The 14,201-nt window shown below is 57.8% G+C and carries 13 protein-coding genes and 1 tRNA gene; 8 read left to right on the plus strand and 6 right to left on the minus strand.

Going from position 1 to position 14,201, the window contains the following annotated elements:
• Together groL and ACW14G_RS09815 are read right to left on the minus strand one after the other, a co-directional pair.
• A complete protein-coding gene (gene groL, locus ACW14G_RS09810) occupies positions 1 to 1,647 on the minus strand; it encodes a chaperonin GroEL (RefSeq protein WP_455648572.1) in 1,647 nt (548 codons plus the stop codon).
• 35 nt (positions 1,648 to 1,682) lie between these two features.
• Positions 1,683 to 1,976: a co-chaperone GroES gene (locus tag ACW14G_RS09815; RefSeq protein ID WP_003855929.1), complete on the minus strand. Its 294-nt coding sequence runs from the start codon at positions 1,974 to 1,976 to the stop codon at positions 1,683 to 1,685.
• Positions 1,977 to 2,228: 252 nt separating this feature from the next.
• Here ACW14G_RS09815 and yjeH point away from each other — a divergent pair, with 252 nt between their 5' ends.
• A complete protein-coding gene (gene yjeH, locus ACW14G_RS09820) occupies positions 2,229 to 3,464 on the plus strand; it encodes an L-methionine/branched-chain amino acid transporter (RefSeq protein WP_249022437.1) in 1,236 nt (411 codons plus the stop codon).
• A gap of 52 nt (positions 3,465 to 3,516) precedes the next feature.
• Here yjeH and ACW14G_RS09825 read toward each other — a convergent pair whose 3' ends face one another.
• Positions 3,517 to 3,993, minus strand: a complete 477-nt coding sequence (locus tag ACW14G_RS09825; RefSeq protein ID WP_064546798.1) for an FxsA family protein — start codon at positions 3,991 to 3,993, stop codon at positions 3,517 to 3,519.
• A 337-nt stretch (positions 3,994 to 4,330) separates the two neighbouring features.
• Here ACW14G_RS09825 and aspA point away from each other — a divergent pair, with 337 nt between their 5' ends.
• The 7 genes from aspA (at position 4,331) to ACW14G_RS09860 (ending at position 10,815) form a co-directional block, all read left to right on the plus strand.
• Positions 4,331 to 5,767, plus strand: a complete 1,437-nt coding sequence (gene aspA, locus ACW14G_RS09830) for an aspartate ammonia-lyase (protein WP_163447343.1) — start codon at positions 4,331 to 4,333, stop codon at positions 5,765 to 5,767.
• A gap of 110 nt (positions 5,768 to 5,877) precedes the next feature.
• The gene (locus ACW14G_RS09835; protein WP_163447342.1) at positions 5,878 to 7,179 is read left to right on the plus strand and encodes an anaerobic C4-dicarboxylate transporter; all 1,302 of its coding nucleotides are present in this window, start codon (positions 5,878 to 5,880) and stop codon (positions 7,177 to 7,179) included.
• A gap of 114 nt (positions 7,180 to 7,293) precedes the next feature.
• Positions 7,294 to 7,617 (plus strand): divalent cation tolerance protein CutA, encoded by a 324-nt coding sequence (cutA, locus tag ACW14G_RS09840; protein ID WP_064546792.1) that lies wholly within the window; start codon positions 7,294 to 7,296, stop codon positions 7,615 to 7,617.
• Positions 7,593 to 9,272: a protein-disulfide reductase DsbD gene (locus tag ACW14G_RS09845; protein WP_249022438.1), complete on the plus strand. Its 1,680-nt coding sequence runs from the start codon at positions 7,593 to 7,595 to the stop codon at positions 9,270 to 9,272. The genes cutA and ACW14G_RS09845 overlap by 25 nt, the downstream gene beginning before the upstream one ends.
• Before the next feature lie 45 nt (positions 9,273 to 9,317).
• Positions 9,318 to 9,893: a transcriptional regulator gene (locus ACW14G_RS09850; RefSeq protein WP_223803461.1), complete on the plus strand. Its 576-nt coding sequence runs from the start codon at positions 9,318 to 9,320 to the stop codon at positions 9,891 to 9,893.
• 158 nt (positions 9,894 to 10,051) lie between these two features.
• Positions 10,052 to 10,127 (plus strand) — tRNA-Phe (locus tag ACW14G_RS09855).
• A 184-nt stretch (positions 10,128 to 10,311) separates the two neighbouring features.
• A complete protein-coding gene (locus ACW14G_RS09860) occupies positions 10,312 to 10,815 on the plus strand; it encodes a DUF523 domain-containing protein (RefSeq protein WP_419057355.1) in 504 nt (167 codons plus the stop codon).
• 148 nt (positions 10,816 to 10,963) lie between these two features.
• Here ACW14G_RS09860 and ACW14G_RS09865 read toward each other — a convergent pair whose 3' ends face one another.
• The 3 genes from ACW14G_RS09865 to ACW14G_RS09875 all read right to left on the minus strand — a co-directional run.
• Positions 10,964 to 12,343, minus strand: coding sequence for an amidohydrolase family protein (locus ACW14G_RS09865; RefSeq protein ID WP_419057354.1), 1,380 nt, complete (start codon positions 12,341 to 12,343; stop codon positions 10,964 to 10,966).
• A 12-nt stretch (positions 12,344 to 12,355) separates the two neighbouring features.
• Positions 12,356 to 13,303 (minus strand): carbamate kinase family protein, encoded by a 948-nt coding sequence (locus ACW14G_RS09870; RefSeq protein WP_419057353.1) that lies wholly within the window; start codon positions 13,301 to 13,303, stop codon positions 12,356 to 12,358.
• A gap of 158 nt (positions 13,304 to 13,461) precedes the next feature.
• The coding region (locus tag ACW14G_RS09875; protein WP_455648573.1) for a DUF1116 domain-containing protein at positions 13,462 to 14,201 on the minus strand (740 nt) is incomplete at its 5' end.

Below are 14,201 nucleotides of genomic sequence, written 5' to 3' on the forward strand. Positions count from 1 at the left end.
TTACATCATGCCGCCCATACCGCCCATGCCGCCCATACCGCCAGCAGCACCTAAATCAGGCGCGTCGCCTTTCGGCAGGTCGGTCACCATGCACTCGGTGGTGATCATCAGGCCAGCAACGGAAGCTGCGTACTGCAGAGCAGAACGGGTCACTTTAGTTGGGTCGAGGATACCGAAGTCGATCATGTTGCCGTATTCTTCAGTAGCTGCGTTGTAACCGTAGTTACCTTCGCCCGCTTTCACGTTGTTCGCCACAACAGACGGTTCTTCACCGGCGTTGGAAACGATCTGACGCAGCGGTGCTTCCATTGCGCGCAGCGCAACTTTGATACCGACGTTCTGATCTTCGTTCTGAGCAGTCAGGCCAGCCAGTTTAGCGGCAACGCGAACCAGCGCGACACCACCACCAGCAACCACGCCTTCTTCTACCGCAGCACGGGTCGCGTGCAGGGCGTCTTCAACGCGTGCTTTTTTCTCTTTCATTTCAACTTCGGTAGCAGCACCGACTTTGATAACTGCAACGCCGCCTGCCAGTTTCGCTACGCGTTCCTGCAGTTTTTCACGGTCGTAGTCAGAAGTTGCTTCTTCAATCTGTTTGCGGATCTGAGCAACGCGGCCCTGGATCGCAGCTTCTTCACCCACGCCATCGATGATGGTGGTGGTGTCTTTGTTGATCACAACGCGTTTCGCCTGACCCAGGTCTTCCAGGGTCGCTTTTTCCAGCTCCATACCGATCTCTTCAGAGATAACGGTACCGCCGGTCAGGGTTGCGATGTCCTGCAGCATAGCTTTACGACGGTCGCCGAAGCCCGGTGCTTTAACAGCAGCGACTTTCACGATACCGCGCATGGTGTTAACCACCAGAGTAGCCAGCGCTTCGCCTTCAACGTCTTCAGCGATGATAACCAGCGGTTTGCCTGCTTTCGCAACGGCTTCCAGAACCGGCAGCATTTCGCGGATGTTGGAGACTTTTTTGTCAGCCAGCAGGATGAACGGGCTTTCCAGCTCAACAGCACCGGTTTCCGGTTTGTTGATGAAGTACGGGGACAGGTAGCCACGGTCGAACTGCATACCTTCTACTACGTCCAGTTCGTCTTCCAGGCCGGTACCGTCTTCAACGGTGATCACGCCTTCTTTACCGACTTTGTCCATCGCTTCAGCGATCAGTTTACCTACGGTTTCGTCGGAGTTAGCGGAGATGGTACCAACCTGAGCAATGGCTTTAGAGTCGGAGCACGGTACGGACAGTGCTTTCAGTTCTTCAACAGCAGCAGCGACAGCTTTGTCGATACCACGTTTCAGATCCATCGGGTTCATGCCCGCAGCAACAGCTTTCAGGCCTTCGGTGATGATAGCCTGCGCCAGTACGGTGGCGGTGGTGGTACCGTCGCCTGCAGCGTCGTTCGCTTTAGAGGCAACTTCTTTCACCATCTGCGCGCCCATGTTTTCGAACTTGTCTTCCAGCTCGATTTCACGTGCTACGGATACGCCATCTTTAGTGATGGTCGGTGCGCCGAAGGATTTGTCCAGCACTACGTTACGGCCTTTCGGGCCCAGGGTCACTTTAACTGCGTCTGCCAGTACGTTAACGCCGCGCAGCATTTTCACACGAGCGTCGTTACCAAATTTTACGTCTTTAGCTGCCATTTCTTCTATTCCTCAAATTCGTTCGCGCGTAGCTCTTACGCTTCAACAATTGCCAGGATGTCGCTTTCAGACATGATCAACACTTCTTCATTGTCGATCTTCTCAGATTTCACGCCGTAGCCATCGTTGAAAATCACGATGTCACCAACTTTAACGTCCAGCGGCTGCACGGTTCCGTTTTCCAGGATGCGGCCCTTACCGACAGCGATGATTTCGCCACGAGTTGATTTTGCTGCCGCAGAACCGGTCAGAACGATGCCGCCAGCAGATTTGGTTTCAACTTCTTTGCGTTTGACGATCACACGATCATGTAACGGACGAATACTCATTGATAGCTCTCCTTTGAGAAAGTCATTATCAGTTATGGGTGACGCCGGGCCGTACACGGTTTTCCGGCTAGTGCCAGAGAGATGGGGGTGGTTATTTTGGCCTTCAAGGGGTCACCCTAAAAAAAATTTCGTACCCGATACGAATCGCGATAAATCGCTGAAATACCGGCTTAGAACAGCACAATGCCGCGGGGTCATAAGAAGAGGTGATGTGTTAAAATTTTGCCCTTTGCCAGGGTATGGAAACAAGTCATGTCAGGTCTGAAACAGGAGTTGGGTTTCGCTCAGGGAGTGGGGCTATTGTCGACGTCGCTGCTGGGCACCGGCGTGTTCGCCGTTCCGGCGCTGGGTGCCATCGTCGCCGGGGAGACCAGCCTGTGGGCCTGGCCGGCGCTAATCGTACTGGTTTTCCCGGTGGCGATCGTCTTCGCGCTGCTTGGCCGGCACTTCCCCAGCGCAGGCGGCGTCGCGCACTTTGTGGAGATGGCCTTTGGCCCGCGCCTGGCACGCGTCACCGGCTGGTTGTTCCTGTCGGTGATCCCCGTCGGTCTGCCCGCCGCGCTGCACATCGCCTCGGGCTTTACCCAGGCGCTATTTGGCTGGCACGGCTGGCAACTGCTGATGGCTGAAATGGCTACGCTCGGCCTCGTCTGGTGGCTGGGCCTGCGCGGCGCCAGTTCGAGCGCGAACCTGCAAACGCTGGTTGCGATATTAATTGTCGCCCTGCTGGCCGCAATCTGGGTCTATGGCGATATCTCATTGAAAGCCATCCCTTTCCCGGCGCTTCCGGATGTTGAAATATCGCCGCTATTCGCCGCGCTGTCGGTCATGTTCTGGTGCTTTGTCGGCCTTGAGGCGTTTGCTCATATGGCCTCGGAGTTCCGTCATCCGGAGCGTGACTTCCCGCGCGCGCTGATCGTCGGCCTGCTGCTAGCGGGTATTGTCTACTGGGCCTGTACGGTGCTGGTACTGCACTTCCATGCCTACGGGGCCGCCAACACCGCCGCTGCGTCATTGCCAACCATCGTGGTACAGCTGTTCGGTGTGCAGGCGCTGTGGGTGGCAAGCGTGGTCGGGTTCCTCGCCTGCTTCGCCAGCCTCAACATCTACATACAAAGCTTTGCCCGGCTGGTGTGGTCGCAGGCGCAGCATAAGCCAGAGAGCTATCTGGCTCGCCTCTCCCCCGGCCTGGTGCCGCGCAACGCGTTAAGCGTGGTGATTGGCAGCTGCATGGTGAGCACGCTGGCCAGCTACTGGCTTAACATCAATCTGGATGCGCTCATCATTTACGCCAACGGCATTTTTATCATGATTTATCTGCTGTGCATGCTGGCAGGCTGCAAGCTGCTGAGCGGGCGTTACCGGGTATTGTCGGTGATGGGCGTGGCGCTGTGCCTGCTGCTGCTGGCGATGGTGGGGTGGAAGAGCCTGTACGCGGTGATAATGCTGGCTGCGCTGTGGGTGCTGCTGCCGAAAAGGGAGGCATAGACTTAAAAAGCCGGAGTGCATAACGCGCTCCGGCTTTTATCATTACGATGGCTTAAGGACGGTTATCGTCTTTATGGTCCAGTTGGTCAGGGCGCTCGTCTTTACGCTGATACTCCCCGTCAAAGGTCTGCCCGCCGTTGGTGCCACCGGCAAAACCGCCACCCGGCATGCGCCCAAAATGCAGGTGCGGCATCAGCTTCACGGTCAAGTGCTTCTGCACCGGCGGCAACAACAGTACCAGCCCCAGGAAGTCGGTAAAGAAGCCCGGCAGAAGCAGCAGAAGGCCCGCGAGGATCAGCGATACGCTTTTGATCATCTCCGCCGCCGGGCTTTCGCCCGCCTGCATTTTTTCCTGCATCAGCATCAGGTTTTTGAAGCCCTGGTTACGGACCAGCGACATGCCGATCACCGAGGTAAAAATAACCAGAATCAACGTCATCAGGACGCCAAACACATGGGCGACCTGGATAAAAATAGAGATCTCAATGTAAACATAGAGAAATATGGCAATTAACGGTATCCAGCGCACTGGCATCTCCTGTGAAGTCAACAACGCGTATCACGCGCTTGCAGCGAGTCATCATTCTCTGCACTAAATTGAAATGGTGGTGAATCGCCGCATTTCAATCAGCGGCGGCCCATATTTTTGTCAACAATCGTCAAGCGGTGATTCATTTCACAAATCAATAATTCTTATCAGTTACGTCCGATAATAAGTGATCCAGATTACTGCAATCCGCTATCATCAGCATATGATCATGGACACCGGGCCGTTTAAGGAAATAATCTGCGGTCAGAAAAACGCATGACCACAAAAATCCTGCGTATTTGGTGAAATCATTGGCAGCTCGCAAAAGAAGGTTCACATGCTAAACAACATTCGTATCGAAGAAGATCTGTTAGGTACCAGGGAAGTTCCTGCTGACGCTTACTACGGCGTTCATACTCTGAGAGCGATTGAAAACTTTTACATCAGTAATAGTAAAATCAGCGACATCCCGGAGTTCGTTCGCGGGATGGTCATGGTGAAGAAAGCGGCGGCCCTGGCGAACAAAGAGCTACAAACCATTCCTAAGGGTGTGGCGAATGCCATCATTGCGGCCTGTGATGAAGTTCTGAATAACGGCAAATGCATGGATCAGTTCCCGGTAGACGTCTATCAGGGCGGCGCGGGCACCTCTGTCAACATGAACACCAACGAAGTACTGGCGAACATCGGCCTGGAGCTGATGGGCCACCAGAAAGGTGAATACCAGTACCTGAACCCGAATGACCACGTCAACAAATGCCAGTCCACTAACGATGCCTACCCGACCGGTTTCCGCATCGCGGTGTACGCCTCAATTGTGAAGCTGGTTGACGCCATTCATCAGTTAGGTGAAGGCTTCCAGCGTAAAGCCGTTGAGTTCCAGGACGTGCTGAAAATGGGCCGTACCCAGCTGCAGGACGCGGTACCAATGACCCTGGGCCAGGAATTCCACGCCTTCAGCGTGCTGCTGAACGAAGAGACCAAAAACCTGCTGCGCACCGCGGAGCTGCTGCTGGAAGTAAACCTTGGCGCCACCGCCATCGGTACCCGTCTGAACACCCCGGATGGCTACCAGCAGTTAGCGGTACAGAAACTGGCTGAAGTCAGTAATCTGCCGGTCGTTCCGGCAGAAGATCTGATTGAGGCGACCTCCGACTGCGGCGCATACGTCATGGTCCACAGCTCGCTGAAACGCCTGGCGGTGAAAATGTCGAAGATCTGCAACGACCTTCGCCTGCTCTCCTCCGGCCCGCGCGCAGGCCTGAATGAAATCAACCTGCCGGAGCTGCAGGCCGGTTCTTCTATCATGCCAGCCAAAGTGAACCCGGTCGTTCCAGAAGTCGTGAACCAGGTGTGCTTCAAGGTTATCGGCAACGACACCACCGTCACCATGGCCTCCGAAGCGGGCCAGCTGCAGCTGAACGTGATGGAGCCGGTGATTGGCCAGGCGCTGTTTGAGTCTATCCACATCCTGACTAACGCCTGCTACAACCTGCTGGAAAAATGCGTCGACGGCATCACCGCGAACAAAGAAGTGTGCGAAAGCTACGTCTACAACTCTATCGGTATCGTCACCTACCTGAACCCGTTCATCGGCCACCACAACGGCGACATCGTCGGGAAAATCTGTGCCGAAACCGGTAAGAGCGTGCGTGAAGTGGTACTGGAGCGCGGCCTGCTGACGGAAGCGGAGCTGGACGACATCTTCTCGCCGCAGAACCTGATGCACCCGGCCTACAAAGCGAAGCGTTATACCGATGAAAGCGAACAATAGTCTTTCTGACTAATAAACTGAGGCATGTCATGATGACATGCCTTTTTTGTTTCTATAATTCACGAAAACACAACAATTACACATCAACTTGGTAAACAAGGAAGGCTAATATGTTTGGAGCAGAACTGGTCATTGTGCTTCTTGCCATCTACCTGGGGGCAAGACTCGGGGGGATAGGCATCGGCTTTGCCGGCGGCTTCGGCGTGCTGGTGCTAACGCTGATTTTTCAAATTAAACCCGGTGCCATACCGTTTGACGTCATTGAAATCATTATGGCGGTTATCGCCGCGATTGCCGCCATGCAAATCGCCGGCGGGATGGATTATCTTGTCAGCCTCGCCGAACGACTGCTGCGTCGGCACCCCAAATACATCACCTTCCTCGCTCCGCTGGTCACCTGGTTTATGACCATCCTCGCGGGGACCGGGCACACCGCGTTCTCCACGCTACCGGTGATTACCGAAGTGGCGAAAGAACAGGGCATCCGCCCTTCCCGCCCGCTCTCCATCGCCGTGGTGGCCTCGCAGATTGCGATTACCGCCTCGCCGATTTCCGCGGCGGTGGTGTTCTTCGCCGGTATCCTTGAACCGATGGGCGTGAGCTACCTGACGCTGCTGGCTATCTGTATTCCGGTAACGCTGATAGCCGTCCTGCTGACCTCCATCGTTTGTAACTTCCTCGGCTGCGAACTGAAGGACGACCCGGTGTACCAGGAGCGTCTGGCCAAAGGGGAAGTACGCCTGCGCGGCAGCAAGGTCTTTGAGCTGAAGCCACACGCTAAGCGCTCGGTGCTGCTGTTCCTGGTCGGCATTGTCGCGGTGATGTTCTACGCCACCGCCATCAGCGATACGGTAGGGTTGATTCAAAACCCGGTACTACCGCGTAACGAAGCGATTGTGGTGTTTATGCTGACCATCGCCACGCTGATCTGCATCACCTGTAAAGTCGATACCGGTGAAATCCTCAACGCCAGCACCTTTAAGTCCGGGATGAGCGCCTGCGTGTGCGTGCTGGGCGTCGCGTGGCTGGGTGATACCTTCGTGAAAGCGCACATCGCCGATATTCAGGCGGTAGCGGGCGATCTGCTGCACAACTATCCTTGGCTGCTGGCGGTGGTGCTGTTCTTTGCCGCAACGCTGCTCTACTCCCAGGCGGCGACCACGAAAGCGCTGATGCCTGCGGCGCTGATGCTTGGCGTCACCCCGCTGACGGCAATTGCGTCTTTCGCCGCCGTCTCCGCCCTGTTCGTGTTGCCAACCTATCCGACGCTGCTGGCGGCGGTAGAGATGGACGACACCGGCTCCACCCGTATCGGCAAATACGTATTTAACCACGCGTTTCTGATCCCGGGGGTGATTGCCATTGCCCTCTGCGTCATCCTCGGCTTCATCTTCGGCGGGTTAATGCTCTAACCCTGTGACGCTGTGTAAAAATCGTTAAGGTCGGGCCGCTCTGCGGCCCGATTCACTCAACCCTCTCCAGGTGCCGTGCTATAGTGCCTCTTTTCATCGATAACGAGGTTTACAATGAGCACTCCCGACGCTGTAGTGGTCCTCTGTACTGCTCCGGATGAAGCCACCGCCCAGGACCTGGCAGCCAAAGTGCTGGCAGAGAAATTAGCGGCCTGCGCCACCCTGCTACCCGGCGCGACCTCGCTATACTATTGGGAGGGGAAGCTCGAGCAGGAGTATGAAGTGCAAATGCTGCTAAAAACCGATCTTGCCCACCAGCAGGCGTTGCTGGACTGCCTGAAGGCGCATCACCCGTACCAAACGCCAGAATTGTTAGTGTTACCCGTTACTCACGCAGATGTTGATTATCTCTCATGGCTCAACGCATCCTTACGCTGATCCTGCTGCTGTGCAGCACCTCAGCCTTCGCCGCCGGGTTATTTGACGGACCCGGCCGCAGCAATTTTATTCCTGCTGATCAAGCCTTTGCCTTTGATTTTCAGCAGAACCAGCATGACGTAAACCTGAGCTGGCAGGTGAAAGAGGGCTACTACCTCTATCGCCAGCAGATCAAAATTAGCCCGGCCAACGCCAGCATTGCTCCGCTACAGCTCCCCAAAGGCGAACCGCATAACGACGAGTTCTACGGCAAAAGCGAAATCTACCGCCAACGCCTGGTGGTGCCAGTGACGTTGACACAGGCCAGCCACGGCGCGACGCTGACGGTGACCTATCAGGGCTGCGCCGACGCGGGGTTCTGCTACCCGCCGGAAACCCGAACCGTGCCGCTGAACGCGGTCTCTGCCCTTCCCCCCTCCGGGGAGAGTGGCGACACCAGCGCGGACTTACCATTCTCCGCCCTCTGGGCCCTATTAATCGGCATCGGCATCGCCTTCACCCCCTGCGTGCTGCCGATGTATCCGCTGATCTCCGGCATCGTCCTCGGCGGTAAACAGCGCCTCTCTACCGCTCGCGCGCTGCTGCTGGCCTTTATCTACGTGCAGGGGATGGCGCTGACCTACACCGCCCTCGGCCTGGTGGTGGCCGCCGCCGGGATGCAGTTCCAGGCCGCGCTGCAACATCCGTACGTGCTGATCGGCCTGTCGGCGGTGTTTATCCTGCTGGCGCTGTCGATGTTTGGCGCCTTCTCGCTCCAACTGCCATCTTCCTTGCAGACCCGCCTCACCCTGATGAGCAACCGCCAGCAGGGCGGCTCCCTCGGCGGCGTGTTCACCATGGGGGCGATTGCCGGGCTGATTTGCTCGCCGTGCACCACCGCGCCGCTGAGCGCCATTCTGCTGTATATCGCCCAGAGCGGTAACCTGTGGCTTGGCGGCGGTACGCTGTACCTGTACGCGCTGGGTATGGGGCTGCCGCTGATTCTGGTCACCGTATTCGGCAACCGCCTGCTGCCAAAAAGCGGGCCGTGGATGGCGCATGTCAAAACCGCCTTTGGCTTTATGATCCTCGCGCTGCCGGTGTTCCTGCTGGAACGGATTATCGGCGACGTATGGGGATTGCGGCTGTGGTCGATGCTCGGCGTGGCGTTCTTCGGCTGGGCATTTATCACCAGCCTCGGGCTGAACAAACCGTGGCAGCGCATTGGGCAAATCATCCTGCTGGCCGCGGCGCTTATCAGCGTGCGCCCGCTTCAGGATTGGGTCTTTGGCCAGACGGCCACGCAGAGTCAGGCGCATCTCAACTTTACCCGCATCAGCAACGTCGAGTCTCTGAACGCCGCGCTGGCTAACGCCCGCGGTAAACCGGTGATGCTCGACCTGTACGCCGACTGGTGCGTGGCCTGCAAAGAGTTTGAGAAGTACACTTTCAGCGACCCGCAGGTGCAGCAGGCACTGCAAAATACGGTACTGCTACAGGCGGACGTAACGGCTAACAGCGCGCAGGACGTAGCGCTGCTAAAACATTTACAGGTACTGGGCCTGCCGACCATCCTCTTCTTTGATGAAGACGGCAACGAGCAGCCCGCCCTACGGGTAACCGGCTTTATGGACGCCGCCGCATTTCGCGCGCATTTGCGCGATCGCCAACCGTAGACAACACTTTGAGACGGATAGCCGTCGGGAACGGAGGAGAATACCGTGCAACGCGAAGACGTATTGGGAGAAGCCCTACAGCTCCTGGAGCAAGAAGGGATTGCAAGCACCACGCTGGAAATGGTGGCCGAGCGCGTGGACCGTCCGCTCGATGAACTGCGCCGCTTCTGGCCGGACAGCGAAGCGCTGCTGTATGACGCGCTGCGCTATTTAAGCCAGCAGGTAGAGACCTGGCGTCGCCAGTTGATGCTCAACGAAGAGATGACAGCCGAAGAGAAGCTACTGGCTCGCTATCCGGCATTGACCAACTGCGTGACCAAAAACCGCTACCCCGGCTGCCTGTTTATCGCTGCCTGCACCTTCTACCCGGACGCCGAGCACCCGATTCATCAGCTCGCCAACCAGCAGAAGCTGGACGCGTTCCACTTCACTCATGAGCTGCTGACCCAACTGGAAGTGGATGACCCCACGATGGTCGCGAAACAGATGGAGCTGGTGCTGGAAGGCTGCCTGAGCCGCATGCTGGTCAATCGCAGCCAGGTTGATGTAGACACCGCGTACCGCCTGGCCGAAGACATTCTGCGCTTCGCCCAGTGCCGGCAGAACGGCGCGCTGACCTAGGCCAGCATCCCACCCACGCGGATGACCGGCCTGTGGCAGCGCGATTTGTGCAAACGCGCGGCGTAAACGCGTAGATTGCCGCAATAGTAAGCAGTTGAACAGCTTTTCGCTGATTTTGGTTGACGCGAGTGAGCGACTACGGTTTAATGCGCTCCGTTGCCCGGATAGCTCAGTCGGTAGAGCAGGGGATTGAAAATCCCCGTGTCCTTGGTTCGATTCCGAGTCCGGGCACCACTTATTCAGAAAACCCAGCCTATGGCTGGGTTTTTGCTTTTTGGAACCATGCTACCTTTCAAGCCTTATCAAACGTCCGCCGCAGAATCCGCACCTCCCCCCATTTTCACCTCAACTGGTTTCCGTTACCCTATAGCCGCAGGCATCGCGACAACCGCCTTGCCACGCATCCTCAAGGTTCTCCATGACCGCCAAAAACAAAATCCTCCTCAGCGCCTGCCTGGCCGGGCACCGCGTGCGTTACAACGGTACCGATAAATCCTGCACCGCAAACCTGCTGCAACAATGGCGTGAGGAGGGCCGTCTGGTTATTCACTGCCCGGAGCTGGCGGCGGGGCTTGAGACGCCGCGACTGTCGGCGGAGATGGTTAACGGTCAGGGTAATGACGTGCTGAACGGGTGCGCGCAGATGGTGGAGAACGACGGGCGCAATGTTACGCAGCCGTACGTGCTGGCGGCGTGGCTGGCGTTAAAAACCGCGCAAAGCCACGGCTGTCGGTTTGCGATTCTGACCGACGGTAGCCCAACCTGCGGCAGCCAGAACGTGCATGACGGTTCGTTTCGCGGCATGAAGGTGCCGGGCGAAGGGGTCGCGGCGGCGCTGTTGCGCCAGCATGGGGTTGAGGTGTTTAGCGAGTTTCAGCTAGAGACGTTAAAGCGGCGGTTGGATGAGGTTGAAGAGGTTTAGTACGAGCCGCCCCGGCACCTCGGCCGGGCTACGCCCAGATAAACGCATCGGTTCCCGACAGCATGTGTAGGCCGGATAAGCGCAGCGCCATCCGGCAACCTACACCGTTACTGCCGGATGGCGGCGTTGCCTTATCCGGCCTACAGGATTACGCCACGCTCCCCCACACCAGCCGCCCCTTATGGAACGTCGCGGCGCGCGGAGAGATCCGCGCCACGGCTTCCGCCGAACACGAGGCGTCCACCAGCACAAAGCTCGCGTCATCCTGCGCCTTCGGCCACACGCGTTCACCCTTGTCATTCAGCGGCAGCACGTCGCCGGTGGCGAGGAACAGCGCACGGGAGAGGTTCTGCTCGTTCGGGCGGATGTACAGCTGGGCGTAGAGGTTGGCTTTTTCAAACATATCGCCGAGGCCGTACGGCGACCAGTGATCGATCGCGCTGTCAGTGCCAGTCATCAGCGTCACGCCTTTGTCGCGTAGCTGTTTCAGCGGCATATGTAGCGTGCCGATCGGCACTGTTGAAGCAATGGAGATCTGCTGCGCGGCCATGCGTGTGGCAATCTCATCCACCTGCTGTTCATTCATCGTTGCCAGCGCGAAGGCGTGGCTGATGGTCAGCTTGCCCTTCAGCTCCGGCGTTTTCTCCACGGTTTCCACCATATATTTCACCGCCGCCACGCCCGCCGGGCTGGTTTCGTGCAGATGAATATCCACCCCTTTCTGGTAGTCGATGGCAATCTGGAACATGGTGTCGAGGGACTTCTCCATCGCGCCATCGACGTTGGTCGGGTCCAGCCCGCCGACATAGTGCGCTCCGGCTTGCATCGCTTCGCGCATCAGCGGTTCAGATTTCGATAACAGCAGGCCGTGCTGCGGGAAGGCAACGATTTCGCAGTCGAAACCGGCTTTGCGCCGCGCCAGCACCGCCTGTAAATTTTCGAGGTTTTTCAGCCCGGAGACCGGCTCGATATTGCAGTGGCTGCGGGCGATGGTGGCGCCTTTTGATTGCAGCAGGTCAATCAGCTTTTCAGCGCGCTCCTGGGTGTACGGCTGGAGTTCAGGCAGCAGCTTTTGTTCGAGCTTGATCATGTCCTGAATCGTGGTGCCAGCCGGGCGGTTGAGCGAGCGCCACGGGCCGCCGTAGAAGGTTTTATCGAGGTGGATATGCATGTCACGGGTGGTCGGCAGCATCAGTTTGCCGCCCGCGTCATAGTGCGGCAGCGTGGCGTCCGGGTGGTTTTTGTTGTCGCGCAGGGCCACGATTTTACCGTTCTGAATCTCCACGGTCTGTCGCGCGGTACGGGTATGCGCGACGACCGCCCCCTCGTACTCAAAGCCCGCTTCAAGCAGCACGTTATCCAGATAGTAATGGCTGTCGGTAATGTTCATGGTTCCCTTCGTCTCGCAGACGGCAGCGCCGGAGGTAGCCGCATAGGCCATTGGCGCGGTCGCGCCAAACAGCGCGGCGGCGGTGACCATTTTGCCGCTGTTGCTCAAAAACGCACGGCGACTTTTATTCTCTTTCATCGTCGTTCCTTATCAATGGACGATATGGGTGCCCGTTTCGCCACGCAGGGCGGCAGGCAGACATTCCGGCGTGGTGATAATCACCCGTTTCCCGCCGTGTTGTAAAAATTGTAGGCTGGCGACAATCTTCGGCAGCATACTCCCCGCCGGGAAGTGGCCTTCGTGCATGTAGTGGGTCATGGTGGCGATATCCACCAGCCCCAGCGACTGCTGTTCCGGTTTGCCAAAGTGGACGCAGACCTTCTCCACGCCGGTGGTGATCACCAGAATATCGGCGGCGATCTCGCGCGCCAGCAAGGCGGTGGAGAGATCTTTATCGATCACCGCGTCAACGCTGTGATAATCCCCCTCCTCACCCAGCACCACCGGAATGCCGCCCCCGCCCGCGCCGATCACCAGAAAACCTTTCTGCGCCAGCGCCTGTATTGCTTCGGACTCGACGATGCGTTTCGGTTCCGGCGAGGCCACCACGCGACGATAGCCACGCCCGGCGTCTTCAACAAAACGCCAGCTGGGATTGGCTTTTAATAATTCATCACGCTGTTCTGCGCTAAAGAACGCGCCGATCGGTTTGGTCGGGTTGGCGAAGCCGGGATCGTTTTTCTCGACCTCGACCTGCGTCACCACCGTCACCGCTTTTTGTTCACCGCGTTTAGCCAGCCGGTTGTTCAGCGCCTGCTGAATAAGATAGCCGATGCCGCCCTGCGTGTCGGCGACGCAGTTGGCGAGCGGCGTGAGCGGCAAACCTTCATGCTCGTGGGCGATTTCCGCACGCCGTAGATCCAGCCCCACCTGCGGGCCGTTACCGTGCGTCAGCACGATGCTGTAATCCGATGCCAGCATCTCCAGCACCGTGTCTGCCACCGCTTTCACCGCCTCTGCCTGATGTTCAATCGACTGGCTGGCGTTGTCTTTGATTATGCTGTTGCCGCCAATGGCAACGACCACAAGTTCTTTCATCGTGTAGGTTCCAGTGCAGAAGGTGATGTGATTATTGTTGTTGGGTTCGTTCTCTTTGCATTTTAAAGGGAGAGGGTCGGTGCGCTGAATGGCAACCTGGGCCTCCGTGCCCGTTATCCCCTCACCCTAACCCTCTCCCCGGAGGGGAGAGGGGACAGTCAGGCGCAGTAACGTTCGCACCAGCTCAGAATCGCTTTTTCGAAGCAGGCAAACGGCGGATGAACGATCCCGGCGCCAATCATGCCGATCCCCGCGTCTTTGTGCGCAATCGCGGTGTTGATTACCGGCAGAATGCCGCTGCTGCCGACGCGAGTGATGTCGATAGCCGTTGGCACGCCCATAAAGCCGAGCAGCGGAATGGTGACGTTGGGGTTCTCGCCAAGCGTGATTTCGCGCATCTGACGGGAGAAGTCGATAGCCTCTTCCACCGTGCCGCCCACCAGCGCCACAATCGCCGGGGCCGTGGCCATGGCAAAGCCGCCGATGCCATAGGTTTCGGTAATCGCGCTGTCGCCGATATCGAGCCCTGAGTCTTCCGGCTTGTATCCCGCGAACATCGGGCCGATAACCTGCTGAGCTGGGCCGGTGAACCACTGCCCCGGCAGGCCGCTAACCCGCAGGCCGAACTCGACGCCGTTACGCGCCATGGTAGTGACCACGGTGCTGTATTCGATGCCGTGCGCCGCGTCCATTGCGGCTTTACACATTGCCATCCACGTCGGGCCGGAGAAGTAGTCACTGCTGGCGACAAATTCAAACACTTCGCGCTGCTGCTCAACGGAGTAGCCTGCCTGAATAATCCCCGGCGTCATCGCCTGAATCAGCAGCGTGGTGCCCGCGTTGTTGCGGTTATGGCACTCATCGCCCATGTGCAGCGCCTGCGCCAGCATTAAGCGCA

The sequence above is a fragment of the Kluyvera sp. genome, assembly GCF_965301105.1.